This window comes from Streptomyces sp. NPDC028635 (assembly GCF_040637635.1).
Lineage (GTDB): Bacteria > Actinomycetota > Actinomycetes > Streptomycetales > Streptomycetaceae > Streptomyces.
In genome coordinates this window covers 11598-37974 of the sequence record NZ_JBEZWX010000054.1, presented here as the reverse complement: position 1 = coordinate 37974, position 26377 = coordinate 11598, and the positions used below count along the sequence as shown (strand labels likewise).

23 protein-coding genes are annotated in these 26377 nt (G+C 73.5%); 12 read left to right on the top strand and 11 right to left on the bottom strand.

Annotated features, from left to right (window positions below):
• Window positions 1–409: 409 nt before the first annotated feature.
• The 3 genes from AB0E88_RS33145 to AB0E88_RS33135 form a co-directional block, all read right to left on the bottom strand.
• Window positions 410–1633: a histidine kinase gene (locus AB0E88_RS33145; protein WP_361638328.1), complete on the bottom strand. Its 1224-nt coding sequence runs from the start codon at window positions 1631–1633 to the stop codon at window positions 410–412.
• A gap of 61 nt (window positions 1634–1694) precedes the next feature.
• Window positions 1695–1973, bottom strand: coding sequence for a hypothetical protein (locus AB0E88_RS33140; protein ID WP_361638332.1), 279 nt, complete (start codon window positions 1971–1973; stop codon window positions 1695–1697).
• A gap of 36 nt (window positions 1974–2009) precedes the next feature.
• On the bottom strand, window positions 2010–2795 hold the full coding sequence (locus tag AB0E88_RS33135; RefSeq protein ID WP_361638326.1) for a PspA/IM30 family protein: 786 nt from the start codon (window positions 2793–2795) through the stop codon (window positions 2010–2012).
• A 257-nt stretch (window positions 2796–3052) separates the two neighbouring features.
• On the opposite strand from AB0E88_RS33135, the gene AB0E88_RS33130 reads away from it, so the two are divergent.
• The 3 genes from AB0E88_RS33130 to AB0E88_RS33120 all read left to right on the top strand — a co-directional run bounded on the left by AB0E88_RS33130 (window position 3053) and on the right by AB0E88_RS33120 (window position 5891).
• Entirely contained in the window at window positions 3053–3682 is a 630-nt protein-coding gene (locus tag AB0E88_RS33130) for a DUF3043 domain-containing protein (protein ID WP_361638324.1), read from the top strand.
• 83 nt (window positions 3683–3765) lie between these two features.
• Window positions 3766–4467 (top strand): methyltransferase domain-containing protein, encoded by a 702-nt coding sequence (locus AB0E88_RS33125; protein WP_361638322.1) that lies wholly within the window; start codon window positions 3766–3768, stop codon window positions 4465–4467.
• Window positions 4468–4808: 341 nt separating this feature from the next.
• Window positions 4809–5891 carry a trypsin-like peptidase domain-containing protein gene (locus AB0E88_RS33120; RefSeq protein WP_361638320.1) on the top strand — a complete coding sequence of 361 codons (1083 nt, stop codon included), beginning with the start codon at window positions 4809–4811 and terminating at the stop codon, window positions 5889–5891.
• A 47-nt stretch (window positions 5892–5938) separates the two neighbouring features.
• On the opposite strand, the gene AB0E88_RS33115 is transcribed toward AB0E88_RS33120, so the two are convergent.
• Window positions 5939–6151, bottom strand: coding sequence for a hypothetical protein (locus AB0E88_RS33115; protein ID WP_361638318.1), 213 nt, complete (start codon window positions 6149–6151; stop codon window positions 5939–5941).
• A 201-nt stretch (window positions 6152–6352) separates the two neighbouring features.
• Between AB0E88_RS33115 and AB0E88_RS33110 the strand changes: the two genes are divergently transcribed.
• The gene (locus AB0E88_RS33110) at window positions 6353–7561 is read left to right on the top strand and encodes a bifunctional adenosylcobinamide kinase/adenosylcobinamide-phosphate guanylyltransferase (protein ID WP_361638316.1); all 1209 of its coding nucleotides are present in this window, start codon (window positions 6353–6355) and stop codon (window positions 7559–7561) included.
• Between the two features lie 7 nt (window positions 7562–7568).
• Here the strand turns inward: AB0E88_RS33110 and AB0E88_RS33105 are convergent, their stop codons facing one another.
• The gene (locus tag AB0E88_RS33105) at window positions 7569–8162 is read right to left on the bottom strand and encodes a class I SAM-dependent methyltransferase (RefSeq protein WP_361638314.1); all 594 of its coding nucleotides are present in this window, start codon (window positions 8160–8162) and stop codon (window positions 7569–7571) included.
• 131 nt (window positions 8163–8293) lie between these two features.
• Between AB0E88_RS33105 and cobT the strand changes: the two genes are divergently transcribed.
• The 3 genes from cobT to AB0E88_RS33090 all read left to right on the top strand — a co-directional run bounded on the left by cobT (window position 8294) and on the right by AB0E88_RS33090 (window position 12003).
• Entirely contained in the window at window positions 8294–9460 is a 1167-nt protein-coding gene (cobT, locus tag AB0E88_RS33100; protein WP_361638312.1) for a nicotinate-nucleotide--dimethylbenzimidazole phosphoribosyltransferase, read from the top strand.
• 63 nt (window positions 9461–9523) lie between these two features.
• A complete protein-coding gene (locus AB0E88_RS33095; RefSeq protein WP_361638310.1) occupies window positions 9524–11260 on the top strand; it encodes a phosphatidylglycerol lysyltransferase domain-containing protein in 1737 nt (578 codons plus the stop codon).
• A complete protein-coding gene (locus tag AB0E88_RS33090; protein ID WP_361638308.1) occupies window positions 11257–12003 on the top strand; it encodes a hypothetical protein in 747 nt (248 codons plus the stop codon). Before AB0E88_RS33095 ends, AB0E88_RS33090 begins: the two co-directional genes overlap by 4 nt.
• On the opposite strand, the gene AB0E88_RS33085 is transcribed toward AB0E88_RS33090, so the two are convergent.
• Window positions 11901–12665 (bottom strand): hypothetical protein, encoded by a 765-nt coding sequence (locus tag AB0E88_RS33085; RefSeq protein WP_361638306.1) that lies wholly within the window; start codon window positions 12663–12665, stop codon window positions 11901–11903. The genes AB0E88_RS33090 and AB0E88_RS33085 overlap by 103 nt on opposite strands.
• 70 nt (window positions 12666–12735) lie before the next feature.
• Between AB0E88_RS33085 and AB0E88_RS33080 the strand changes: the two genes are divergently transcribed.
• A complete protein-coding gene (locus tag AB0E88_RS33080; RefSeq protein WP_361638304.1) occupies window positions 12736–13524 on the top strand; it encodes an adenosylcobinamide-GDP ribazoletransferase in 789 nt (262 codons plus the stop codon).
• Window positions 13525–13567: 43 nt separating this feature from the next.
• Window positions 13568–14173, top strand: coding sequence for an RDD family protein (locus tag AB0E88_RS33075; protein ID WP_361638302.1), 606 nt, complete (start codon window positions 13568–13570; stop codon window positions 14171–14173).
• Here AB0E88_RS33075 and AB0E88_RS33070 read toward each other — a convergent pair.
• The 5 genes from AB0E88_RS33070 to AB0E88_RS33050 all read right to left on the bottom strand — a co-directional run bounded on the left by AB0E88_RS33070 (window position 14133) and on the right by AB0E88_RS33050 (window position 20780).
• Window positions 14133–14939 (bottom strand): endo alpha-1,4 polygalactosaminidase, encoded by an 807-nt coding sequence (locus AB0E88_RS33070; protein WP_361638300.1) that lies wholly within the window; start codon window positions 14937–14939, stop codon window positions 14133–14135. The two genes, AB0E88_RS33075 and AB0E88_RS33070, sit on opposite strands and share 41 nt — an antisense overlap.
• Complete coding sequence (locus tag AB0E88_RS33065) at window positions 14936–15580, bottom strand: spherulation-specific family 4 protein (protein WP_361638298.1); 645 nt, start codon at window positions 15578–15580, stop codon at window positions 14936–14938. The genes AB0E88_RS33070 and AB0E88_RS33065 overlap by 4 nt, the downstream gene beginning before the upstream one ends.
• A gap of 23 nt (window positions 15581–15603) precedes the next feature.
• Window positions 15604–17124 (bottom strand): hypothetical protein, encoded by a 1521-nt coding sequence (locus AB0E88_RS33060; protein ID WP_361638296.1) that lies wholly within the window; start codon window positions 17122–17124, stop codon window positions 15604–15606.
• A complete protein-coding gene (gene pelF / locus AB0E88_RS33055) occupies window positions 17121–18629 on the bottom strand; it encodes a GT4 family glycosyltransferase PelF (RefSeq protein WP_361638294.1) in 1509 nt (502 codons plus the stop codon). Before pelF ends, AB0E88_RS33060 begins: the two co-directional genes overlap by 4 nt.
• A 120-nt stretch (window positions 18630–18749) precedes the next feature.
• Window positions 18750–20780 (bottom strand): hypothetical protein, encoded by a 2031-nt coding sequence (locus tag AB0E88_RS33050; protein ID WP_361638292.1) that lies wholly within the window; start codon window positions 20778–20780, stop codon window positions 18750–18752.
• Between the two features lie 360 nt (window positions 20781–21140).
• Between AB0E88_RS33050 and AB0E88_RS33045 the strand changes: the two genes are divergently transcribed.
• The 3 genes from AB0E88_RS33045 (at window position 21141) to sucB (ending at window position 26254) form a co-directional block, all read left to right on the top strand.
• Complete coding sequence (locus tag AB0E88_RS33045) at window positions 21141–22682, top strand: leucyl aminopeptidase (RefSeq protein ID WP_361638290.1); 1542 nt, start codon at window positions 21141–21143, stop codon at window positions 22680–22682.
• A gap of 319 nt (window positions 22683–23001) precedes the next feature.
• The gene (gene lpdA / locus AB0E88_RS33040; RefSeq protein WP_361638288.1) at window positions 23002–24390 is read left to right on the top strand and encodes a dihydrolipoyl dehydrogenase; all 1389 of its coding nucleotides are present in this window, start codon (window positions 23002–23004) and stop codon (window positions 24388–24390) included.
• Between the two features lie 58 nt (window positions 24391–24448).
• Entirely contained in the window at window positions 24449–26254 is a 1806-nt protein-coding gene (gene sucB, locus AB0E88_RS33035; RefSeq protein ID WP_361638286.1) for a 2-oxoglutarate dehydrogenase, E2 component, dihydrolipoamide succinyltransferase, read from the top strand.
• Window positions 26255–26377: the final 123 nt, after the last annotated feature.

Below are 26377 nucleotides of genomic sequence, written 5' to 3'. Positions count from 1 at the left end.
TGTTGGGTGGGGGCGGGGGGGGGGGGTGTCCGTCCTCGGTCCGGCCGCCCGTTCCCGACGAGCGCTCAGTGTCTCGGTGCCGGCCGCTGCGGGCGGACACCCCCCACCCCGTCCCCTCCCCGCCGTACGCGACTGCGGCCCGTCATCCTTCCGGGGCAGGCTTACGGGTGCGGGGCAGGCGGTCCGTCTGGAGCGGACGGCAACCGAAGCCCCCTAGGGGCGCGGGGAACTGCGCGACCAGCCACGACGCACCCGCACGGGCTCTCGCGCCCCCCGGGACGGGCGGTCCCACCAGGGCGGTCGGCCACCGAGGACACCCAGGGGCGCGGGGAACTGCGCGACCGGCCACGACGCGCCCGCAGCCGACAGCGCACCCCCTCGCGCCGCAGGCACAACGGCGGGCGGGTTGTCACCCCGGGGCGGTTCCCGGAGGGGTCAGCGGTAGCGTCGCGTGGACTCGGAAGCCTCCTCCGTAGCGGGGGGCCGTGGTCAGGGTGCCGCCGAGGGCCGTGGTGCGTTCCCGCATGCCCAGGAGGCCGTGGCCGCCGCCGGGGGCGGGCGCGGGGGCCTCCTTGCCCGCGCCGTCGTCGAGGACCGTGATCTCGATGCGGGGGCCCACCCGGACCACGCTGACCTCGGCCTTCGCCCCGGTGCCCGCGTGTTTGTGGACGTTCGTGAGGGCCTCCTGGATGACCCGGTAGGCGGCCAGGCCGACGGCGGCGGGCACGGTGGTGTCCTGGTCCGCCCGGACCACCTCCACGTGCAGGCCCGCGTTGCGGAACGTGCCGGCGAGTTCGTCGAGGCGGTCGAGGCCGGGTGCCGGCTCGGTGGGGGCCTCCGGGTCGCCGGACTGCCGCAGCAGGCCGACCGTGGCCCGCAGCTCGTTCAGCGCGCTGCGGCTGGCCTCGCGGACGTGGGCGAGGGCCTCCTTGGCCTGGTCGGGGCGCTTGTCCATGACGTGGGCGGCGACTCCGGCCTGCACGTTGACCAGGGCGATGTGGTGGGCGACCACGTCGTGCAGGTCGCGGGCGATACGCAGGCGCTCCTCGGCGACGCGGCGGCGGGCTTCCTCCTCGCGGGTGCGTTCCGCGCGTTCGGCTCGTTCGCGGATCGCGTGCACGAAGGCGCGCCGGCTGCGGACGGCGTCGCCGGCGGCCGCGGCCATCCCGGTCCAGGCGAAGATGCCGAGGTTCTCCTGGGCGTACCAGGGAAGTGGGCCGGCGAGCATCGCCGCGCCGGTGAGGACGGTCATCGTGAGCAGGCCGACCCGCCAGGTCGTGGGGCGGTCGGTCGTCGCGGCCACCGTGTAGAGGGCCACCACGGCGGACATCGCGACGGGGGCGCGCGGGTCGCTGGTGACGCATTCGACGACCGCGACCGTGCCGGTGACGAGGAGGACCCGCAGCGGGGCCCGGCGGCGGGCCACCAGTGCCGCGGCGCCGATCGTCATGAGCAGCAGGCTGAGCGGGGCGGGGCTCCGCACGCCCCAGGTCACACCGTTCTCGCCGTGCGGGTCGACGAAGGATCCGGCGACCATGCAGAGCAGCACCCCGGCGGCCAGCGCCGCGTCGAACGCCGCGGGGTGCGCCTTGAGCCGGCAGCGGGCGCGGTCGAGGGTACGGGGGGTGCTCACGCCTGAGTACGGTACGGCGTCCCGGTGCCGGGCGGCAGCGGGACGCCGTGACCGGTCGTCGTCAGCCGGGGATGAGCCCGTCGTCGCTGAGCAGCTCGCGGACCTCCTCCAGCGTGGCCTCGGCCGCGGGGAGGATCAGGTCCGACGGCTCCAGGGAGTCGTCGGGCAGTGGTGTGCCCAGCTCGCGCACCTTGGTCAGCAGGGCCGTCAGGGTGCGGCGGAAGCCGGGACCGTCACCCTTCTCCATCTCGGCGAGGAGTTCGTCGTCCAGCTTGTTGAGTTCGGTGAGGTGGCTGTCCGCCAGCCTCACCTGCCCCTCCCCCATGATCCGTACGATCATGTCGGCCATGTCGCCCTCCGGGCTCTCGGCGCTCGCCTACTGCTTGTCGAAGCGCGGGGTGTCCTGCGGCTGCTGCTGGTTCTGCGCCTGGCCGTTGCCGCCCTCGAGGGCCTGCCGGTCGGCGGACGTGCCCCCGGCCAGCTCGGCCTTCATGCGCTGCAGCTCCAGCTCTACATCCGTACCACCCGAGAGCCGGTCCAGCTCGGCCTGGAGGTCGTCCTTGTGCATGCCGGAGGGGTCGTCCAGGGCGCCGGAGGCGAGCAGCTCGTCGAGCGCGCCGGCGCGGGCCTGCAGCTGCGCGGTCTTGTCCTCGGCCCGCTGGATGGCCAGGCCGACGTCGCCCATCTCCTCGGAGATGCCGGAGAACGCCTCGCCGATGCGGGTCTGGGCCTGGGCGGCGGTGTAGGTGGCCTTGATGGTCTCCTTCTTGGTGCGGAAGGCGTCGACCTTGGCCTGCAGGCGCTGGGCCGCCAGGGTGAGCTTCTCCTCCTCGCCCTGGAGGGTCGCGTGCTGCGTCTCGAGGTCCGTCACCTGCTGCTGGAGGGCGGCCTTGCGGGACAGCGCCTCGCGGGCGAGGTCCTCGCGGCCCAGGGCGAGCGCCTTGCGGCCCTGGTCCTCGAGCTTGGTGGACTGCTGCTGCAGCTGGTTGAGCTGGAGCTCCAGGCGCTTGCGGGAGGTGGCCACGTCGGCGACGCCGCGGCGGACCTTCTGCAGCAGCTCCAGCTGCTTCTGGTACGAGTAATCGAGGGTCTCGCGCGGGTCCTCGGCCCGGTCAAGGGCCTTGTTCGCCTTCGCGCGGAAGATCATCCCCATACGCTTCATGACACCGCTCATGGGCTTCGCGCGCCCCCTTCTGACGGACTCCGGCTCCAGCTCTGCGACAAGACCCACAGTACGGGCCCTGCCTCCATTGACGCACTGTTCGGGGACGGATGCGCTCATCCCCAAGGACGACTGCGGTGGACACCGCTCCGGCGGAGGGAGGAGAGCGGACCCCGACCGCGGCGTCCAGCGGCGCCCCTTCTGTCCTTGTACAGACGTCTGGTGTTGCGGGATCGTTCCCCAGCGGGCTGGGGTCCATGCCCGTCATGCCCTTACCCTTGGATTTTGTGTTCCGTAGCCGTGCCAAGGAAGAGAAGGCCCCCGGCGCCGACCAGGCGGCGGTAGACCTCTCCAAGCAGCCCCGCGACCCGCAGGCCCCGAAGGGCAGGCCCACTCCCAAGCGGAGTGAGGCCCGTTCCCAGCGCCGCAGCGTCGCCACCACGCCGACGAATCGCAAGGAGGCCGCCAAGCGGCAGCGCGACGAGCGCCGCGTCGCGATGGAACGACAGCGCCAGGCGCTGGCCAGCGGTGACGAGCGCTATCTGCCGGCCCGCGACAAGGGCCCGGTGCGCCGCTTCGCGCGCGACTTCATCGACTCCCGGTTCAACATCGCGGAGTTCTTCCTCCCGATGGCCGTGGTCATCCTCGTACTGAGCATGGTCCGGGTGGGTTCGCTGCAGAGCATCGCGCTGCTGCTGTGGCTGGTCGTGATCGTGCTGATCGTGCTCGACTCGATCCTCTCGGGCTTCCGGCTGAAGAAGCGGCTGGCCGAGCGCTTCCCCGACACGCCCAAGCGCGGCGCGGTGGCCTACGCCCTGATGCGCTCGCTGCAGATGCGCCGGCTCCGGCTGCCCAAGCCGCAGGTCAAGCGCGGAGAGCGGCCCTGAGCACGACACCGTTCACCGGGGGCGCGGCCGAGGCCTGGCTGAGCAAGCTGGGCGGGCTGCGGGACGTCGTCCGCCAGGAACTGGTGGCGCGGCAGCTGGACGAGCAGATAGCCGGGCGGTTCCCCATCGGGCAGCGGCTGCGGGTGCTCGACGTCGGGATGGGCCAGGGCACGCAGGCGCTGCGGCTGGCCCGTGCCGGGCACAAGGTGACCGGTCTGGAGCAGGACCGCACGATGATCGCCGCGGCCCGGGAGAGTCTCGCCGGTGAGCCGGAGGGCATCCGGGAGCGGATGCGGATCATCGAGGGGGACGGCCGCGACACCGGCGTGCACTTCCTGCCGGGCAGCTTCGACGTGGTGCTGTGCCACGGCGTGCTGATGTACGTCGAGGAGCCCGACCCGCTGCTCGCGGGGCTGGCCCGGATGCTCGCCCCGGGCGGGCTGCTGTCGCTGCTGGTGCGCAACGGCGACGCGCTGGCGATGCGGCCGGGTCTGTCCGGGGAGTGGTCAGCGGCGCTGGCCGCGTTCGACACCACCGCCTATCGCAACCGCCTCGGCATGGACGTACGCGCCGACCGGCTGGCGACTTTGACGGCCACGCTCGCCGGGATCGGTGCGCCTCTGCACAGCTGGTACGGCGTGCGGGTCTTCACCGACACGGCGGCGGACGGCGCTCAGGCGCCGGCCGACCTGGACACGCTGCTGACGGTCGAGGAGAAGGCCGGCCGCACGGACCCCTACCGGGGCGTCGCGGCGCTGCTGCATCTGTGCGGGGTGCGCGGCTGACAGCCACGGCCGCCCGGCGCCCAGCATCCACGACGGGTCACCGGCAGCCGAGCGGCAAGCCGCACCCACGCGCGCCGGTCACCCGGACCACGCGGGGCAGGCCACCGGCCGCCGGGCCGACGAGCCGCGCCCGTCGCCACGGCCACCGCAGCCACCGGCCGCCGGGCGGGCGAACCGCACCCGCGTGAGCCGGACGCCGGGACCACCGCAAGCCACCGCGTGCCCGTGAGGCCCGTGTCAGGGAATCCCCGGGACGGGGTGCGCGGCCGCCGGGTACCGCGTCTCGCTCGTTCGGGTGAGCTGCGCGGGCCGGTGGAGCACCCGGGCCCGAGACTCGGGCCATGGACGTTTCCCGTGCCGCTGTCGCCCGTGTCCGGTTCGCCGTCGCCGCCTGTGTGTGCGGTGCCGTCCTGGTGGCCGGGTGCTCCGGCGGCGGTGCGTCCGGTGAGAAGGAGCACGCGACGACGCAGGCGGCGCAGCCCGCCGCTGCCGCCCGGGAGGGCACCGATCTCCAGTCGGACTACCTGAGGGTGATCCGGGAGGTCCTGCCGTCGGTGGTGCAGATCCAGGCGAGCAACGAGCTCGGCTCCGGCGTGGTGTACGACGACAAGGGACACATCGTCACCAACGCGCACGTCGTCGGCGACGAGAAGACCTTCAAGGTGACGACGGCCAACAGCGGCGAACCGCTCACCGCGACCCTGGTCTCCTCCTACCCGCAGCAGGACCTCGCCGTCGTCAAGCTGGACAAGGTGCCGGCCGGGCTGCGGGCGGCGACGTTCGGCGACTCGGCCAAGGTGGAGGTGGGGCAGATCGTGCTCGCCATGGGGTCGCCGCTCGGTCTGTCGTCCAGCGTGACGCAGGGCATCGTCTCGGCGACCGGACGGACCGTCACCGAGGGGAGCAGCGGCGGCGGCACGGGCGCCACCATCGCCAACATGGTGCAGACGTCGGCGGCCATCAACCCCGGCAACAGCGGCGGCGCGCTGGTGAACCTGGACGGGCAGGTCGTCGGCATCCCGACGCTGGCCGCCACCGACCCGCAGCTCGGCGGCAGTTCGGCACCCGGCATCGGCTTCGCGATCCCCGCGTCGATGGTGAAGACGATCGCGGGTCAGATCGTCAGCAGCGGCAAGGTGACCGACTCGGGCCGCGCGGCCCTCGGCATCACCGCCCGCACGTTCGTCGACGACAGCTTCCAGCCCGCCGGGGTCGTGGTGGTCGACGTCAAGAGCGGAGGCGCCGCCGACAAGGCGGGCCTGCGGGCCGGGGACGTGATCACCAAGGTGGGCGGCACCTCCATCACCACCATCACCTCGCTCGCCGAGGCGCTGGCCGGGGACAAGCCGGGCCAGAAGACGACGCTGACGTACACCCGGGACGGCCGCGAGAAGACGGTGGACGTGACGCTCGGAGAGCAGTGAGCCGGTGTCCCCGGGGCGGTCCGCCCGCCCCCGGGACACCGGCTGCCCTACGCCTCGTCCGCGTGCAGGCTCATCGGGCCGTAGATCTCCGTGGCGTCCTCGAACAGCCGCACCTGGTCCGCGCCGCCCTCGGCCAGGGCCTTCCAGTTCTCCCCGATCCAGGACTCGGCGTCCCCCTGCGTGGTGAACTCCTCCGGCTGCACCGCGGGCTGGACCTCCGTCCCGTCGGCCTTCTCGAACCGCCACGTCCATGCCGCCATGTACGCCTCCCGGGTGTGAGTACCTGCTCCGGCGGACGCCGGATCTTGGTCCGGCTCCAGGCGCAGCGTATGCGCTCGGCCCGGTGGGCCGCCAAGAGAGCGGACATCATCGGCCGAAGTGCGGGCCGTGCTGCGCTGTTTGCTTCCCCCGGGGGGGGCCTCCGTCACGCACGACGGGCGCCGAGCGGAGAAAATCATGACGTGGACGTGACTCTGCTCGGCACCGGTGCCCCCGCGGGACTGCCCCGCCCCGACTGTCCCTGCGCCATCTGCGCGACCTCGCTCGGCGGTGACGCGCGGGCGGCGACCGCCGTACTGGTCGACGGGACCCTGCTGCTGGATCTCACCCCGGGCGCGGCGTTCGCGGCGGCCCGGGCCGGGCATTCGCTGGGCGGGGTACGGCAGGTGCTGCTGTCGCATCCGCACGACGGGCCGCCGGTGGAGGTGCCGGCCGGGCTGCCGCAGCCCGGGCGGGTGCCGGACGGGCGGGAGCTGGCGCTGCTGACGGGGCATCGGGTGCGGGCGCTGGCGATGGACACGCCGGGCACGGGCTACGCGGTGACCGGTCCCGAAGGGCAGCGGCTGCTGTATCTGCCTCCGGGCTGCGCGCCGGCCGGGCTGGAGGCGGGGTCCGCTCAAGCGGCGCCGTACGACATGGTGCTGGCGGACGTCGTGGGGCGGCCGGACGCGCTGGCGCGGCTGCGGGCGGTGGGAGCGGTCGCGCCGACGACGGACGTCGTCGCGGTGCACCTCGACCACGACGTGCCGCCGGGCCGCGAGCTGGCGCGGCGGCTCGCGGCGGCGGGCGCGCGGGCGGTGCCGGACGGGACGACGCTGGTGGTCGGGGCGTACGAGGACGTGCCCGACGTACCGCGGCGCACCCTGGTGCTGGGCGGTGCCCGGTCGGGCAAGTCGGTGGAGGCGGAGCGGCGGCTGGAGGCCTTCCCGGACGTGCTGTACGTGGCGACGGGCGGCACCCGGGACGGAGACGCGGAGTGGGCGGCGCGGGTGGAACTGCACCGGGAGCGGCGGCCGGCGTCGTGGCGCACGGCGGAGACGGTCGACGTGGTGCCGCTGCTGGCGGAGGAGGGGCCGCCGCTGCTGGTGGACTGTCTGTCGCTGTGGCTGGCCCACGCGATGGACTCGGTCGGGGCGTGGGACGACGCCACGTGGGCCGGTGGCGGTGAGCGGGCGCTGCGCGAGCGGGTGACGGAGCTGGCCCGGGCGGTGCGTGAGGCGCGGCGGACGGTGGTGCTGGTGTCCAACGAGGTCGGCTCCGGCGTGGTGCCGGCCACCGCGTCGGGGCGGCGGTACCGGGACGAGCTGGGGCGGCTGAATACGGCGGTGGCCGGTGAGTGCGAGCAGGTGGTGCTGGTCGTGGCCGGGCAGGCGCTGGTGCTGCGGGGGTGAGGGGCGGTCAGTTCTTGCGGGCGATGACGCGGTGGGCCGGTGACCAGCCGCGGGGTCTCTTCGTCAGCAGGGTGCAGCCCCGGTCCGTCAGTTCGGTGTGGACGTCGGCGGGGTGGAAGGGGCTGTTGCGGGTGTGGAGCCGGACGACGAGGAGGCCGCCGGGGCGCAGGGCGGTGAGGGCGGCGGTCAGTTCCCGGCGCGGGTCGGCGCTGTGCTCCAGGTGGTGGAGCACGGTGACGACGTCGTAGCGGTCGCTCAGTCCGGTGTCGGTGAGCGGGCCGACGTAGGCCTCCTCGACGCGTTCCGCGGCGCGCGCCCACAGCACACGGGGGGCGGGGTCGACGCCGTCGAAGGAGGTGTACGGGAAGAACTCCCGTGCCGTGTCCGGGAAGGCGCCGTCGCCGGTGCCCACGTCGAGCCAGCTCTCGGGCTCCGGGGTGAGGCGTGCCACGCGGCGGGCGAGTGCCCGCAGGCTGCGCCGGCCGGTCAGCAGCGCCGAGCCGCACCACGGGCACTGCGCACGCGGCGCGGGCGGCACCGGCGGGGTGGGCGGGAGGGTCGGCATGGGCGGAACGGCCGGCTGGGGCGGAACGGTCGACATCGGCGCCTCCCATACGACAATCCGTGCAAACCGGAACGTACGGGACCGTCTTCCGGGGTGCAACGACGCCGTGCCCGCGGGGTCACGGCGTGGCGCGGTCGTGTTCGACCGGGGCCGGTACTGTTCGGCGAATGAGCTCGCTTAATCTCGACGACTTCACCGATCTCATCGAGCGGCCCGACGGCGGGGTGCGACGCGACGCGGAGGCCCGCCGGGAGCGCCGGATCGTGCCGCCCGGAGCGCTGGGACGCCTGGACGAACTGGGCGAGTGGCTGGCCGCGGCGCAGGGCGTCGTGCCGGTGCGTCCCGTCGAGCGTCCCCGTCTCGTGCTGTTCGCCGGCGACCACGGGATCGCCCGGCTGGAGGTGTCGGCACGCCCCGCCGGCACCGCGGCCGCGCTGGTGCGGGACGTGCTGGAGGGCGCCCGGCCGGTGTCGGTGCTGGCCCGGCGGCTCGGCGTCCCGGTGCGGGTGGTCGACATGGCGCTGGACTGCGCGCCGGAGCAGCTGCCCGCGGACGTCGTACGGCACCGGGTGCGGCGCGGCAGCGGCCGGATCGACGTCGAGGACGCGCTCACCCTTCAGGAGGCGGAGGCCGCGTTCCGGGCCGGGGTCGCCGTGGCCGACGAGGAGGCCGACTCCGGCACCGATCTGATCGTGCTCGGTGACCTCAGCGTCGGCGGGACCACGGCGGCCGGGGTGCTGGTCGCGGCGCTGTGCGGGACCGACGCGTCGGTGGTGACCGGGCGGGGCGGGCTGGCCATCGACGACCTGGCGTGGATGCGCAAGTGCGCGGCGATCCGGGACGCGCTGCGCCGGGCCCGGCCGGTGCTGGGCGACCAGTTGCAGCTGCTGGCGACGGTGGGCGGCGCCGACCTGACCGCGATGACGGGCTTTCTGCTGCAGTGCGCGGTGCGCAAGGTGCCGGTGATCCTGGACGGTGTGGTGAGCGCGGCGTGCGCGCTGGTCGGGCAGCGGATCGCGTTCCGGGCGCCGGACTGGTGGCTGGCCGGGCACACCGGCGGGGAGCCGGGGCAGGCCAAGGCGCTGGACCGGATGGCGCTGGAGCCGCTGCTGGACCAGGGCGTGCGGGTCGGCGAGGGCGCCGGCGCCCTGCTCGCGCTGCCGCTGGTGCAGGCCGCGGCGGCCCTCGCGGCGGAGCTGCCGGAGAAGGACGGCAAGGACGGCAAGGACGACGAGGACGGCAAGGGCTCCGAGGACGACGAGGCCGGGGGCGGCACGGTCGACGCGGGCGTGGGCCGCGCCGTCGACGCGGCGGGCGAACCCGACGAGGAGTAGCGACCACCCCGTACGGCCCAAATAGGGCGGTTTACCTCAACGGCGGCCATATGATCCCCCGTCATGGGAGAGAGCCGCATCGCACGTCGGGCCGCCGCCTTCGCCGTCTGGTATCTGCGTGCCGTCGCCTTCGTCAACTTCCTGAGCGCGGTGTGGGTCTCCCTCGGGCAGGACGTGCGGCGGCACAACCAGGAGAACCTCTTCACGCCGTATCTGCTGACGGCCGGGTTCGCGTCAGGAGTCTTCACCGCGTTCCTGGCCGTCACCATGCGGCGGCGCAAACGGGCCGCGTGGATCTTGAACCTGGTGCTCGGCGGGGCGTTCCTCGCGCTGTTCGCCCTGGCCATGGCGCTGCTGCCGGAGATCCGGCACTCCGCGCAGAACTGGGTGTCACTGGCCCTGACCGCTGTCTTCGTCGCCTCGCTCCTCGCCGGCCGGCGTGAGTTCTACGCCAAGGGCGACCGGTCCAACCCGCGGCTCGCCGCCGTGGTCGCCGTCGGTGGCGGACTCGCCGCGTCCCTGCTGGCGGCGCTGCTGGTGACGGTCACCAACCAGGCGGCGGACGCCGGCCGTTCGACGTTCGCCTCGCGCTGGTGGTACGGCACCCTGCACCTGGTCTCGGTCGCCGCCGACGACTCCCGCTTCCCCGGCCTGTCCACGCCCACCTGGGTCGACGTGGCGGTCAACGTGCTGAGCACGGCCCTGGTCCTCGCCGTCCTGTACGCCGCGTTCCGCTCGCGGCGGGCCGTCGACCCGCTCACCGCCGAGGACGAGAAGGGGCTGCGGGAGCTGTTGGAGCGGCACGGGGAGCGCGACTCGCTCGGCTACTTCGCGCTGCGCCGCGAGAAGAGCGTGGTGTGGTCGCCGACGGGCAAGGCGGCCGTCGCCTACCGGGTGGTCGGCGGGGTGTCGCTGGCGTCCGGTGATCCGCTCGGCGACCCGGAGGCGTGGCCCGGGGCGATCGAGCCCTGGCTGGCGCAGGCCCGCGCGCACGGCTGGATCCCGGCGGTGATGGGGGCGAGCGAGGAGGCCGGGACGGTGTACGCGCGCCACGGCCTGGACGCGCTGGAGCTGGGCGACGAGGCGGTGGTGGAGGTCGCCGACTTCACGCTGGAGGGCCGGGCCATGCGCACGGTCCGGCAGGCCTGCAACCGGGTGCGGCGGGCCGGGTACACGGTGCGGATCCGGCGGCACGAGGACATTCCGGCGGACGAGATGACGTACCTGGTGCGGCGGGCCGACGACTGGCGGGACGGTGCCACCGAGCGGGGTTTCAGCATGGCGCTGGGACGGCTCGGGGACGGTGACGACGGCCGGTGCGTGATGCTGGAGTGCCATGACGCCGAGGGCCGGCTGCGGGCGTTGCTGTCCTTCGTGCCGTGGGGTCCGAAGGGGCTCTCCCTGGACCTGATGCGGCGGGACCGGGACTCCGACAACGGTCTGATGGAGTTCATGGTCATCGAGCTGCTGCGGCGGGCCCGCGAGATCGGGGTCACCCAGGTCTCTCTCAACTTCGCGATGTTCCGCTCGGTCTTCGAACGTGGCGCACGTCTCGGCGCCGGGCCGGTGCTGAGGCTGTGGCGGTCGCTGCTCAGCTTCTTCTCCCGGTGGTGGCAGATCGAGTCGCTCTACCGCGCCAACGCGAAGTACCGGCCCATCTGGGAGCCCCGGTTCCTGCTCTTCGAGAAGAGCGCGGACCTGCCCCGCATCGGCATCGCCGCCGCGCGGGCGGAGGGGTTCCTCGAAGCGCCGGGACTGCCGAAGTGGCTGCACCGTACACATCTGGAGACCCGCAGATGAAGCACCTCGCCCGCTGGGCCCGCGCCGAATGGGGACTGCTGTACGTCACCGTGCGCGAGCCGCTGCTCAAGAGACGCCGGCGGGCGGTTCCGATGACGCTGTCGGCGGTGTGCCTGACGGCGGTGCTGCAGGTCGTGCAGAACCAGCCCTGGGGGTTCGGCTTCGTGCAGGACGTCGGCGCGGTGCGGGCCGAGGACCCGCTGTGGCTGTCGCTGCTGCGCACCCCGCTGTCGGTGTTCGTGCCCGCGCTCGACCTGCCCGTGTGGGGCGCGCTGGCGCAGATCCTGCTGGTGTTCGGCATCGCCGAGCTGTGCCTGGGCTGGTGGCGCACGCTCGGCATCGCCTACGCCGCGACGCTGGCCGGCACCCTCTACGCCCGCCTCGGCATCCGGCTCGGCCCGCACGCTCCCCTCGGACTGCCCGCCTCCGACGCGAGGGTCGTCGACACGGGCCCGTCGGCCGCCGTGGTGTGTCTCGCGGTGTACCTGTGCTGGCGCTACGGGGCCCATGTCACGGCCGCCGCGGTGACGCTGGCGATGATCGCCGAGGTGCTGGTGAAGGACAACCTGGCCGGCAAGGAGCACCTGGCCGCGCTCGCCGGCGTGGTGGTGCTGTGCGCGGCGGCGCAGTGGCGCCGGCGTCACCGGCGTTCGACGGCCCGGGTCGGCTCGGGGTCCGGCCTGCCGCCGATCCAGTCCTGGAAGGCGCGGCGGGGCCGGGACCAGCGGCGGTCGTGTCGGTAGGCCCGCAGCTCGGACCTGGCGCGGGCGCGGGGGCGGCGGCCGTAGAAGCGCCTGGCCCACAGGGAGCCGGGGCGGGCCAGCCGCAGGGCACCGATCAGGGCGATGAACGGGACGATGACGCCGAGGACGGCCATGCGGCCCTTGCCCTTGACGAGGGCGATCAGGGAGAAGACGAAGTTCACCGCGACGGTCAGGATGACCTGGCCCCGGTCCTGCAGCTCCCCCTGGCTGACGTCGTTGACGCCGAAGGGTGAGAAACCGACGAGGACCAGTCCGACCAGCGCGGCGGTGAACACGACGAGTTCGACGCTCTTGCGGCCCGCCTCGCTCCAGTAGACGTCGTCGAGGTGCAGGATCAGCGCGAACTCGTCCAGGACGAGCCCGGCGCCGATGCCGAAGAGGACCGCGCACAGTCCCGCGCCGAAGCCGTGCCGCCCGCTGGCGACCGCGCCGAAGCCCCCGACGACGGTGAGGACGACACCGGGGACCACGTGGTGGACGTGCACCCCGCCGGCCTTGACGTTGCCGAAGGGCCCCTTGCCGGCCCGGATCAGCCGGGTGATGAACCGCGTGACCAGGAAGGTCAGCACGAAGGAGGCCAGGGCGAGGAGCAGGGGCAGCTTGCCCGGCTCGACGATGTTGCGCACCCACCAATGCCCCATATCCGCACTTTAGTCGCGCTCGTCCCCGGCCGCCGTCCGTGCCCGCGCCGCCCCCGGATACCCTGCGCCGGTGTCCACGACCCCCTCCCCCCTCGACGGCCTGCGGTTCGCCTTCGGCACGCTCACCGTCCTGCCGGTCACCGTCACCCGCTGGGACCGCGGAGCCGCGCGCGGCGGCATGCTGGCGGCGCCCCTCGCCGGCGTCGTCGTCGGCGCCCTGGCCGCCGGCTGCGCGCTCGCGCTGCTGGGCCTGGGCGCGGGCGCACCGCTCGCCTGCGTCGCCGCGGCCGCCGTACCGGCCGTACTGACCCGGGGACTGCATCTCGACGGGCTCGCCGACACCGCGGACGGGCTGGGCAGCGGCAAACCCGCCGAGGACGCGCTGCGGATCATGAAGCAGTCGGACATCGGGCCGTTCGGTGTGCTGAGCCTGATCTTCGTGCTGCTCGCGCAGGTCGCGGCGCTCGCCCAGCTCTACGGCGGCTCCTGGGGCCGGGGCGCCCTCGCCGCCCTCGTCTCGGCGGCCACCGCCCGGCTGGCGCTGACGCTGGCGGCCCGGCAGGGAGTCCCCGCCGCCCGCCCCGAAGGGCTCGGTGCCGCCGTCGCCGGGGTGGTCCCGGCGGGCGGCGCGCTGCTCGCGGCCGTACTGGTCACCGGTGCCGCCGCGGCGGGCGGCGCCCTCCTCGGCGCCCACGACGCGCTGCGCGCCGCCCTCGCGGTGCTGCTCGCGCTCGGCGCCGCCGAACTCCTGCTGCGGCACTGTGTCCGCCGCTTCGGCGGGGTCACCGGTGATGTGTTCGGCGCGCTGGCGGAGACGGCGGGCACGGTCGCCCTGCTGGTGTTCTGCCTGGGTCGGTAACCTCTTCCGCCGTACACGGACCATGATCGATCGGGGGACCCTCATGCCCAAGCTGCGCCGTGCCGTGGCCTGGTTCATCGACTTCGCGCTCGTCGTCGCGGCGGCGTCGGCGCTCGCGGTGCTCACCTTCCACCGGATATCCGCGCTCGTCACCGACGTGCCCGAGCTGGCCACCCGGGGCGGCCTGGACCTGGTGACCTCACGCGGTGACGTGCTCGGCGCCTCCGAGCACCTCGGGTCGTCGCTGTGGCACAAGGTGGTGCTGTACGTGGAGCAGGCATTCGCGGTGCTGGTGCTCGTCACGTTCGCCTACCAGTGGGCCTGCCTCGCCCTGCTCGGCCGCACGGTCGGCAAGGGGCTGCTCGGCCTGCGGGTGGCGCAGACCGCCCCGCGCCGGGCCGCGCTGCGTGCCGCCGTCACCACGGCCGCCGACGTCGCCGTGTACGCGGTGGCCTGTGTGCTGCTGATCGAGGGCCACTTCGCGCTGTCGTTCCTGGTGTGGGCGCTCGCGGTGGTGCTGTTCCTGGTCAACGCGCTGCCGGTGTTCTTCCCCGGCCGCCGCTCGCTGGCCGACCGGATCGCCGGGACGGTGGTGACGGGACTGGGTCTCAGCAGGGCCGGCGCCACGCCCCCAGCTCGTACTTCTTGAGCATCGAGCTCAGTCCGAGGCGGCGCGAGGCCGCGCAGAACCGGCTCGTCGGCACCTCGTACTCGACGTGGAAGACCGCCTTCCCGGCCCGCACGAACGGGGTGAGCCGCGCGCACTCGCCGTACTGCGCGCACTGCTCGTTCACCGCGAAGTCGAAGTCGCCCACCAGCTCCGGGATCTGGTCGAGGTCGTTCTTCAGGCCGACCGCCAGACCCCGCTCGTGGGCCAGCCGCGCGATCAGCCGGTTGTAGCGCAGCTGGTCGGCGGCCGTGAGCGGGAAGCCGGTCACGTTGGCCCAGCCGTCCATGTTGTCCGGCTCGACCGCGTCGAAGCCCTTGTCCCGGCACAGGTCGAGGCGGGCCGCCATCAACGGCTCCAGCGTGTCCGTACGGCGGATGTCGAGCCAGCGCTCGCCGTCCCAGCCGTTGCCCTTGCCGAGCACGGACGCGGGGAACTTCTCCGCGTCCGGCCGCCAGTCCTCCCAGGCGCCGGTGGACAGGTAGCAGACGACCTTGCGGCCGTGGGCGTGCAGCGCGGCCACGGTCGCCGCCGGGTGGTCGAAGCCGTCGATGTCGTAGACGGGCACGTCGACGGAGGTGTCGAGACGGCCGCTGAGCTGCCACTGCCAGGGCGTGCCGGGCCGCGGCTGCCAGCGGGCGGCCGCGGGCGTGCGGCCGGGGCCGGCGGGTTTGTCGTCGGAGGCGGACGTACAGCCCGCCGCCAGCAGCGACAGCAGGAGTACGGCGAGCAGGAGGGGGCGTTTCACCGGGCGGGCTCCAGGGCGTGCGGCAACGTACCCCAAGGATGGTCTCCGCCACCGGGCACCGCGCAGTGCAGGGCCGCGCCACGGGCCCGGGCGAGGGCCGCGCAGCCGGCGCCCGGCGGCACCCCGTGCACCAGGTGGCAGGTGAGCACGCCGTCGTGGGGCGGCTGCGCCGGCAGGTCGCGGTAGGTCTCCCAGGTGCCCTCGAAGGTCACCAGCACGTCGGCGATCCGGGCGTAGGAGGGGTGCGGGGACGTGCCGTGGTTGAGGACCAGCGTGCGGCACCCGGCGCGCCACGCGGCGGCCGACAGGCTCCGGTAGTGCGCGAGGGCGTGCGGGCCGGCGGACACCTGGTCGAGGAAGGCGCCGTCGGCGCCGTACCAGTCCCGGTGCCGGGCGAGGTCCGCCGCCACCTCGTCGGGCGGGCGCAGCGCGTAGCCGGTGTCGGCGTAGCCGAGCACGCGCACCCCCGCCGCCCGCAGTCGTGCGGCGGCCTCGGCGAACGCCGGGTCGGGCGCGGTGCCGGGGCCGCTCGCCGGGTTGAGCACCACGCCGTACAGACGGGGCGCGGCGGCGAGGATCGCCTCCCACTCGGCGGGGCGGACCGAGGGGTGTTCGTAGTACGGGAGAAGCAGGCCGGTCATCGGTGTCCTCGGTGTCGTCGTGCTCATCGGTGTGCGGTCGCCCTTCCCAGCAGGACGCAGACCAGGACCGCCTGCGCGGCCCCGGCCGTGCCGTACACGGCCACGGCGACCTGGTGCGGTCCCGCCGCGTGCGTGGCCAGGGCGAGGCTCTGCGCGAGGGCGGCCAGGCAGCACACGGCGACCGCGGTGTGCACCGCGCCGAACGACTGGAGCAGCAGACCGGTCCACAGCACCACGCCCAGCAGGAGCAGGCCCGCCAGGCGCGGGCCGCTCGGGCCCGGGGAGTGCGGCCACAGCCCGGTGGTGGCCAGGGCGAGGGCGAGCAGCACGGCGAGGTAGCCGGTGAGGCACCCGGCCACCGTGCGCGCGGTGCGCCGCCAGAACGCGCGCGGGCTGCTGGTGGACCGCAGCCCCGCGAGGCTGCCGCTGCGGAAGCGGTACAGCAGCCACTCCGCGGGCCCCATGCTGAGGGTGAGGGCGACCGCGGCGGGCGCGGCGATCGCGCTGTGCGCCTCCCCCGCGAGCACATCCCCGAGCGCTGCGTACAGCACCAGCACCCCGCTGCCCAGACCGAACAGCGCGTACGGCAGGGAGCCCGTCAGCCACAGCGGCGCCCCGCGATCGCGCGCGGGGGCCGCGCCGAGGCCGCCGAAGGGCAGCAGCGCGGTCAGACCGGCCGCCCAGCTCCCCTCGCCGAGGTCCTTGACGGCCGGGGCGACCTCGCGCAGCGCGAGCAGGGCGACGGCGGCGAGGGAGCCGAGGAGCAGGGCCGGCCTGACCGGCCCGGGAACCGGCGTGGCCAGGGACACCGCGGCGCCCGCCGCCATCGGCGCGAGCGCCGCCAGCAGGGCGCGTTCGCGGCCGAGGACCAGCAGGGCGGTGGCCGCGCCCAGGTAGCAGGACTGCCCGGCGGCGAAGGCCGGCGCGGCCGGGTGGGCGGTGCCCCCGACCGCGAGGGCGACCAGCGTGCCGAGCAGCGCGCCCGCCGGGGCGCCCAGCAGCAGCGAGCGGCGCGCGGCGGAGGTGTCGCCGAGGCCGAGCCAGGAGTACGCCCGGTGGGCCAGGCCCTGGTTCCACATCCAGCCGGTCAGGGCGCCCGCGAGGAGGGTGAGCGTGCCCGCGGGCAGGCCGAGGCCGTCGCGCGGGCCGGCCAGGAGGGGGCCGCCGAGGACGTAGGCGAAGCCGGGCAGGGCGAAGACCACACCGCGCAGCAGGCAGCCGAGCAGTCCGGCCTGCCAGGGGTCGTGGGGCGGGCCCTGCGGCTCGGGATGGCGGCGTTCGACGCGGTCGTACAGTTCCTCGGCGAGGGCGAAGGAGCTCTTCACGCCGTACCGCTCGCGTATCCGGTCGTCGGAGAGGCCGTCGGACTCCAGCAGGGCGGCTATCTCGTCCGGGTGGACGGCGGCCGCGATGAAGTCCTCCAGTTGTGCGGCCAGTTCGTCGACCGGGTCGGGTCCGGCCCACGCCGGGGTGGTGCGCTGGCGCGGTACGGCGGGCAGGGTCTGCGGGCGGGCGCCGGGCGGCAGCCAGACCGACCCGCTCACCAGCCGGCCCCGTCCGTCGCCACGGCCGCGTACCAGGGGTCGCGCAGCTCGGCGGTCCAGTCGGCGACCGTCTCGACCGTCGGCTCGTACACCTCGGGCAGCCCGGCGAGTTCCTGGTAGATGGTGCGGAAGTTGTCCACCGAGCGTTTCAGGGTGAACCGGTCGATGACCCGCTGCCGGGCCAGCGCCCCCAGCTCCAGGCGCCGCCGGTCGTCCCGCAGCAGGGTGAGGGCGGCGGCGGCCATCTTCTCCGGCTCACGCGGCGGGACGACGAGCCCGGTGTCCCCGACGGCCTCGCGCACTCCGCCGACGTCCGTGGAGACGGTCGTACGGCCGCAGGACATGGCCTCGATGATCGAGAAGGGGAAGCCCTCGGAGATGGAGGACAGCATGACGACGTGGCCGGCCGCGTAGGCGCGCCACACCTCGGTGATACGGCCCTCGAAGGTGACGCCGTCGGTGACGCCGAGTTCGGCGGCGAGCTTCTCCAGACGCGTGCGGTAGGACTCGCCACCGGGCGGGACGGGGCCGAAGAGCCGGAGGCGGGTCTCGGGGAGTTCGGCGCGCACCAGGGCGTAGGCGCGCAGCAGGGTCTCCAGGTCCTTGATCGGGTCGATGCGGCCGCACCAGCTGAGCGTGGGGACGTCCGGCTCGGGGCCGGCGTGCGGGAAGGCGTGCGGGTCGACGCCGTTGTACACGGTGCGGATCTTGTTCACGTCGGCGCCGCCGCGCTCCTCCCAGCGGCTGTTGTACTGGTTGCAGGGTGTGATCAGGTCGGCCGTCCGGTAGCCGTGTGAGTTGAGTTCGCGGTAGAAGCCGAGCATGAACGCCTTCACCGGCCAGCGCTGGCTGTCGCCGCGGTACCCGAGGTAGCGCTCGCGCAGATAGATGCCGTGCTCGGTGAGCAGGAACGGCACGCCGTCCAGAGCCCGGGCGGCGACCGCCGGCAGGGTGGCCAGACCGCTGCTGACCGCGTGGGCGACGGAGTCCTCGGGGACGCGCACCCCGAGCGGGCGCAGCGCGTGTTCCAGCAGGTCGGTCGCGGTGAGCGCGTCGTGCACGGTGGGACGGGCGCGGGCCGTCGGCAGGTGCGGCATCGTCCAGATCCACATCAGCGAGCGCAGCGCGCCCTCCGTGCGCAGTGCGGCGGGGAGCCGCCCGTCGCGGGCGAGGCGGGCCAGCTCGGTGAGGGCCTCGCCGAAGTCGCATCCCGCGTGCGGGTCGAGGAAGGACAGCAGCAGCTGCTCGTAGGCGTCGGTGAAGCGGCGCCTGGCCCTGCCGTGGGGCGGGCTCTTGCGGCCGGGGCGCGGGCCCCAGGTCGGCACACTGGTGTGCCGGTGGACGTTGGGCGGCAGTTCCCAGGTGACGGGCTCACGGCCGGTGCCGGTGAGGGATATCAGGTCGAACGTCACCTCCGGCATGCCCTTGACGAGCTGGTCGCACCAGGTGCTGACCCCTCCGTGGACGTGCGGGTAGGTACCTTCGGTGAGCATGGTGACGCGCATGGCTGCGCCGCTTCCCCCCTGTTGTGCGGATCTGTCGGGGGAACTGCGCGCCCGGCCCCGGCTGCGGGTCCTTCGTGGTGGCTCGCGCAGTTCCCCGCGCCCCTTCGAGGGGCGCTCCCCCTACGGCAGCTTCAACGTGACCGACGACTGCAGCAGCTCCGGTGTGGTCCACGCCGAGCGTTCCCCCGCGTACGGCGTGCCGAAGGTGGCGGTGCCCAGGAGGAGTTGCTTCTTCGTGCCCTCCGGGACCGTCACCGGGATCTGGACTCCCGACGGTGCGGTGACCGTCACCGTGGTGCCGGTGCGGTACGCCGTGACGCGGTTGTTCGCGAGGGCCGACTGCCAGGCCGCGCGGCGCTGGAGTTCGGTGCCGATCGCGCTCTGACGCGGGTTCTCCAGGGGCGTGTTGTCGGCGAACAGGGCCTTGTATCCGGCGAGCACCTCGTCCAGCACGGGGTAGAGGATGCGGTCCTCGGCCAGGTTGGACTGGTGGGCGTAGTGCGGGCGCGGGTCGTTGGAGATCGCGTGCCCGAGGTCGGTGCGCGCCTCCTGCGGGACGATCACGTCGTCGTATCCGGTGGCGGTGTCCAGCGGGCCGGCCAGGCAGGTGGACGTGGGGTTGTTCTCGCAGATGCCGCTGCCGCCGTCGGCGCGGGAGGTGTAGATCCAGTTGTACTCGTCGGCCATCTCCGCCTTGGTGCCGGCGTTGTAGTACACGTTCATCGGGTAGCGCGGCACGGTCAGGGCGGTGCCGACGGGCCGCTGTTCGGGCTCGCGGGAGTTGTCCGACGCGGTCCACTTCACGCCGTTGTCGGCGAGGGCGCCGGCCAGGTTCGGGTTGTCGGCGGGCTGCTGCGGGAGCGTCTTGAGGCCCGAGTGTTCGCCGGTGACCAGTTCCGCGCGGTCCAGGGGAAGGCCCTTGGCGACGGCCCAGTTGTAGTTGTCGCGGATCTCCGCGGAGATGTCCGGGCGGCTCATCCACTGCGTGGAGCCGTCGGCGTTCTTCGCGCAGGCCCACGGCACGGTGGTGGTGTCCTGGACGCAGCCGAGGTACTGGTGCGTGTAGGTGTGGTTGATCCAGCGGTACTGCGCCTTGTCGGCGAGCAGCTTGTCCGCGAGGGCGTCGGTGCCGCCGTGCTCGCTCTTCCACTCCTCGCCCGACCCGGCGTTGAACACCATGTCGAGGGTGAAGCCGTGGTCGCGCTGCCACTGGGCGGCGTAGGCGGCGTCGTCCGCCGTCATCCGGATCGGGGTGGTGCCCGCCCCGTCGCCGCCGGCGCAGTCGAAGTCGCCGGGCGTGCAGTTGCGCGCGGCGTCCCAGCGGCTGTCCGGGGCGAAGACGTCGTCGACGTGCACGGCGAAGTAGTTGCGGGACCGCCCCAGGTGCACGCCCTGGGTGAGCCACTCCACGATGCCCCGGGCGAGCAGCCGGAACTGCTGCTGGTAGCGGTTGTAGGCGAACGTCACGACCAGCTCGCGGCGGCCGTCGTGGGCGTACTCACCGACCAGGCTGCCCCGTGTGGCGGAGCCGGGGACCGCGGTGTCGACGTAGGAGGTGAAGCCGGCGCGGGGGCGGGCCACGAAGCCGTAACTCTCCTGGACGTAGGGCGAGTTGTCCTCGAAGGTGAACGCCCCGTCGAGGTAGCCGAACCAGCCTCCCTTGCCGGCCGCGGTGATCTGGGCGCCCTGCCCGTCGAGGGTGCCGGCCCAGCCGCCGTCGCTGGTGTAGTCCAGGCCCACCTCGGGGTGCGCCCAGGTGTAGGCGTCGACCTGCGGGATCGCGTACGTCCTCTCGTACGCCTCCAGCGCGAGCTGCTCCGGCGAGGCCGGCGAGCCGAACGGGGCCTCGTCGGGCAGCACCACGCCCTGGTACCGGGCCCGGGGCGTGGAGCCGGTGGTGTCGGCGAGGAAGGCCGCGTCGATCACCGGACGGTCCGCGGCGTTCAGGTCGACGGCCGTGTACGGGATGCCGGTACTCCTGAGCTGGTCGGTGAGGGCGGCGACGGTGCTGCTCCCGTCGTCCACGACCAGCACCTTCAAGTCGATGCGCGGCGTGGTGGCGGCCGCCGCGCCGGGCACCGCGAGCCCGAGCGCCATCGTGGCCGCCGCCGTCACCAGGGCAGCCGTGGTTCTGCGCGCACTGTGCGCCATGTGGTCCTCTCCCCCCCAGGGCCCCCCGCCCGTTGTGGCCGGTACGCGGAGGATCCGTGGAAATGATGCGAAGCGGTGAGGTCGGTGCTCACCGGAACCCGATGAGTGTGACTCAGGTCATCAGGTGCGAGGATCGGGAAATGGCCACGACGCCACCGACAGGTGAACGCTCGCAGGAGTGAGCGAACGGGGCCGCGAGCGTAGGCTCCCTCCAGGGTGTCCCGCCGGTTCGCCGCGCCGGTCGGGGACCCCCGGTGGGGACCGCCTTCCGGACCCGGATCTAGTGTCGGCCGTCGGGTCCGGTCGAACCCACACCACTCGGCCGCAGGAACTTCACATCGGAAGCGAGATATCACCACCGTGACTGCTCTCACTCTCAGCACCGCCGCGGCGTCCGGTCTGCGGGCCGACGCGATCGTGATCGGTGTCGCCAAGGGCACCCGATCCAAGTCCGGCGACCTGGTCGTCGCACCGGGCGCCGAGGCCGTGGACAAGGCCTACGACGGGCGGCTCGCCGCCGTCCTGGAGACCCTCGGGGCCTCCGGTGCCGAGGGCGAGGTGACCAAGCTGCCGGCGCCGGCCGGGTTCAAGGCACCGCTCGTGATCGCGGTCGGCCTGGGCGCGGAGCCGGAGAAGGACGAGACGTACGACGCCGAGGCGCTGCGCCGGGCCGCCGGCGTGGCCGCCCGCACCCTGACCGGGTCGAAGAAGGCCGCGTTCGCGCTGCCGCTGACCGACGCCGCGGACGCCGGCGCCGTCGCGGAGGGCGTGCTGCTGGGCGCGTACTCCTTCGACGTGTACAAGCAGAACGGCAAGGACGGCGCCAAGGCCAAGAACGGCAAGGCGCCGCTCGCCGAGGCCGTGCTGCTCGGCGGCAAGCCGCGCGACGCCGCGTTCAAGGGCGCGCTGGCCCGCGCCACCGCGGTCGGCGAGGAGCTGAACCGGGCCCGCGACCTGATCAACACCCCGCCGAACGACCTCACCCCGCAGTCCTTCGCCGCGATCGCCCAGACCGCGGCCAAGGAGCACGGCATCAAGGTGCAGGTGCTCGACGAGAAGGCGCTCACCAAGGGCGGCTACGGCGGCATCCTCGGTGTCGGCGGCGGCTCCGCGGCCGCTCCGCGCCTGGTGAAGCTGTCGTACACCAGCTCCAAGGCCAAGAAGCACCTCGCGTTCGTGGGCAAGGGCATCACCTACGACTCGGGCGGCATCTCGCTGAAGCCGGCCGGTCACAACGAGACCATGAAGTGCGACATGAGCGGTGCGGCGGCCGTGTTCGCCGCCGTCGTCGCCGCCGCGCGCCTGGGTCTGGAGGTCAACGTCACCGGCTGGCTGGCGCTGGCCGAGAACATGCCCTCCGGCTCCGCCGTGCGCCCCGGTGACGTCCTGCGCATGTACAGCGGCAAGACGGTCGAGGTGCTCAACACCGACGCCGAGGGCCGGCTGGTGCTGGGCGACGCCCTGTGGGCCGCGTCGGAGGAGAAGCCGGACGCGATCATCGACGTGGCCACGCTGACCGGCGCGATGATGCTGGCGCTCGGCAGCCGGACGTTCGGCGTCATGGCCAACGACGACGCGTTCCGCGCCGCGGTGCACGAGGCGGCGGAGGAGGTCGGCGAGCCGGCCTGGCCGATGCCGCTGCCGGAGCACCTGCGCAAGGGCATGGACTCCCAGGTCGCCGACATCGCGAACATGGGCGAGCGGATGGGCGGCGGACTCGTCGCCGGTCTGTTCCTGCGCGAGTTCGTCGGCGAGGGCATCCCGTGGGCGCACCTCGACATCGCCGGTCCGGCGTTCAACGAGGGCGGGGCGTTCGGGTACACGCCGAAGGGCGGCACGGGCACGGCGGTGCGGACGCTGGTCCGGGTCGCCGAGCTGGCGGCTGCCGGGGATCTCGGCTGAACCTGTGATCCCGGGTGACCGTCGGACGACGTTCACCCATGGAAAAGGTCATATCCGTCATATGGCGGCTTTCGGGGCGTGGGGGGCTGGTCGCGCAGCCCCCCGCGCCCCTTCACGTCGGCCGCCGCCCCGTTCTCCGCAAGGCAACGTGGGACGTCTCACACACCGGCCCGGCGTCTCGATCTCGTCCGACAAGTGCAAAGATGGAGCCCGGCAGGACAGGGCCCCTACCCGAGGGCCGAAGAACGAGCGGCCGGACACCAGCCGCCTGCCGGTCATCGACGACCGGCGTACGGCGCACATGCATGGAGGACGTGACGTGGCGAACGACGCCAGCACCGTTTTCGACCTAGTGATCCTCGGCGGTGGTAGCGGTGGTTACGCCGCGGCCCTGCGCGGGGCTCAGCTGGGCCTGGACGTCGCCCTGATCGAGAAGGACAAGGTCGGCGGTACCTGCCTGCACCGGGGTTGCATCCCCACCAAGGCCCTGCTGCACGCGGGCGAGATCGCCGACCAGGCGCGCGAGAGCGCCCAGTTCGGCGTCAAGGCCACCTTCGAGGGCATCGACATCGCGGGTGTCCACAAGTACAAGGACGAGGTGATCTCGGGCCTGTACAAGGGCCTGCAGGGCCTCGTCGCCTCCCGCAAGGTGACCTACATCGAGGGTGAGGGCCGCCTGTCGTCGGCCACCTCCGTCGACGTGAACGGTCAGCGCGTCCAGGGCCGCCACATCCTGCTCGCGACCGGCTCCGTGCCGAAGTCGCTGCCGGGTCTCGAGATCGACGGCAACCGGATCATCTCCTCCGACCACGCCCTCGTCCTGGACCGCGTGCCGAAGTCCGCGATCATCCTGGGCGGCGGTGTCATCGGCGTCGAGTTCGCCTCCGCGTGGAAGTCCTTCGGCTCCGACGTCACGATCATCGAGGGCATGAAGCACCTCGTCCCGGTCGAGGACGAGAACTCCTCCAAGCTGCTCGAGCGTGCCTTCCGCAAGCGCGGCATCAAGTTCAACCTGGGCACCTTCTTCGACAAGGCCGAGTACACCCAGGACGGCGTCAAGGTCACCCTCGCCGACGGCAAGGAGTTCGAGGCCGAGGTCCTGCTGGTCGCGGTCGGCCGCGGGCCGGTCTCCCAGGGCCTGGGCTACGAGGAGGCCGGGGTCGCCATGGACCGCGGCTACGTCCTCGTCGACGAGTACATGCGCACCAACGTTCCGACCGTCTCCGCCGTCGGTGACCTGGTCCCGACGCTGCAGCTCGCGCACGTCGGCTTCGCCGAGGGCATCCTGGTGGCGGAGCGGCTGGCCGGTCTGAAGACCGTCCCGATCGACTACGACGGTGTCCCGCGGGTGACGTACTGCCACCCGGAGGTCGCCTCCGTCGGCATCACCGAGGCCAAGGCCAAGGAGATCTACGGCGCGGACAAGGTCGTCGCTCTGAAGTACAGCCTGGCGGGCAACGGCAAGAGCAAGATCCTCAAGACCGCCGGCGAGATCAAGCTCGTCCAGGTCAAGGACGGTGCCGTGGTCGGCGTCCACATGGTCGGCGACCGCATGGGCGAGCAGGTCGGCGAGGCCCAGCTGATCTACAACTGGGAAGCGCTGCCGGCCGAGGTCGCCCAGCTCATCCACGCCCACCCGACGCAGAACGAGGCGCTCGGCGAGGCCCACCTGGCGCTGGCCGGCAAGCCGCTGCACGCGCACGACTGATCAGCCCTCGGGCGCGACGACACAGACTTTCCGCAACTCGTAAGGAGCAACCGAAACCATGGCGGTTTCCGTAACCCTTCCGGCGCTCGGTGAGAGCGTCACCGAGGGCACCGTCACCCGCTGGCTGAAGGCCGAGGGTGAGCGCGTCGAGGCCGACGAGCCGCTGCTCGAGGTCTCCACCGACAAGGTCGACACCGAGATCCCCTCCCCCGCCGCGGGTGTCCTGGCCTCCATCAAGGTCGCCGAGGACGAGACGGTCGAGGTCGGCGCCGAGCTGGCCGTCATCGACGACGGCACCGGCGCCCCCGCTGCCGCTCCGGCCCCCGCCGCCGAGGAGGCTCCGGCTCCGGCCCCCGAGCCCGCCGCGGCCGCGCCGTCCACCGAGCAGGCCGCCCCGGCCCCGGCCCCGTCCGCCGAGGCCACCTCCGGCGCCTCCTCCGCACAGGGCACCGACGTGGTCCTCCCGGCGCTCGGCGAGTCCGTCACCGAGGGCACCGTCACCCGCTGGCTGAAGTCGGTCGGCGACTCCGTCGAGGCCGACGAGCCGCTGCTCGAGGTCTCCACCGACAAGGTCGACACCGAGATCCCGGCGCCCGCCTCCGGCACGCTGCTCGAGATCGTGGTCGGCGAGGACGAGACCGCCGAGGTCGGCGCCAAGCTCGCCGTCATCGGTGAGGCGGGTGCCGCTCCGGCCGCCGCCCCGGCCCCGGCTCCGGCGCCCGCCGCCGAGGCCCCGGCCGCCCCCGCGGCCCCGGCCCAGCCGGCCGCCCCGGCCCCGGCCCCGGCCCCGGCCCCGGCCCCCGCCGCTCCGGCCGCGCCCGCCGCTGCCGCCCCGGCTCCGGCCCAGCCCGCCGCCCCGGCGCCCGCCCCGGCCCCGGCTCCGGTCACCCCGGCTGCCGCACCCACCGCGCCGACCGCCACCCAGGCGACCGACGAGGGCGCCTACGTGACCCCGCTGGTGCGCAAGCTCGCCGCCGAGAACGGTGTCGACCTCGGCACCGTCAAGGGCACCGGCGTCGGCGGCCGTATCCGCAAGCAGGACGTCCTGGCCGCCGCCGAGGCCGCCAAGGCTCCCGCCGCGCCGGCTCCGGCCGCCGCCGCTCCCGCCGCCGCGAAGAAGGCCCCCGCGCTGGAGGTCTCCCCGCTGCGCGGCCAGACCGTGAAGATGCCGCGGATCCGCAAGGTCATCGGCGACAACATGGTCAAGGCCCTGCACGAGCAGGCCCAGCTGTCCTCGGTGGTCGAGGTCGACGTCACCAAGCTGATGCGGCTGCGCGCCCAGGCGAAGGACTCCTTCGCCGCGCGTGAGGGCGTCAAGCTCTCCCCGATGCCGTTCTTCGTCAAGGCCGCCGCTCAGGCGCTGAAGGCCCACCCGGTCATCAACGCCAAGATCAACGAGGCCGAGGGCACGATCACCTACTTCGACACCGAGAGCATCGGTATCGCGGTGGACTCGGAGAAGGGCCTGATGACCCCGGTCATCAAGCACGCCGGCGACCTCAACATCGCGGGCATCTCCAAGGCGACGGCGGAGCTGGCCGGCAAGGTCCGCGCCAACAAGATCACCCCGGACGAGCTGTCCGGTGCGACCTTCACCATCTCCAACACCGGTTCGCGCGGTGCGCTCTTCGACACGATCATCGTGCCGCCGGGCCAGGTCGCGATCCTCGGCATCGGTGCCACGGTCAAGCGTCCGGCCGTCATCGAGACCGCCGAGGGCACGGTCATCGGCGTCCGCGACATGGTCTACCTGACCCTGTCCTACGACCACCGCCTGGTGGACGGCGCCGACGCCGCGCGTTACCTGACCGCGGTCAAGGCGATCCTGGAGGCGGGCGAGTTCGAGGTCGAGCTCGGCCTCTGAGTCCAGTGAGGTCAGGCAGTACGGCGCCCCGTCCGGAGTCCTCCGGGCGGGGCGCCGCCTTTGTGACCGGCGCCCGCACCGCCCCCGGGCCGCGGGGAACTGCGCGACCGGCCACATACGAGC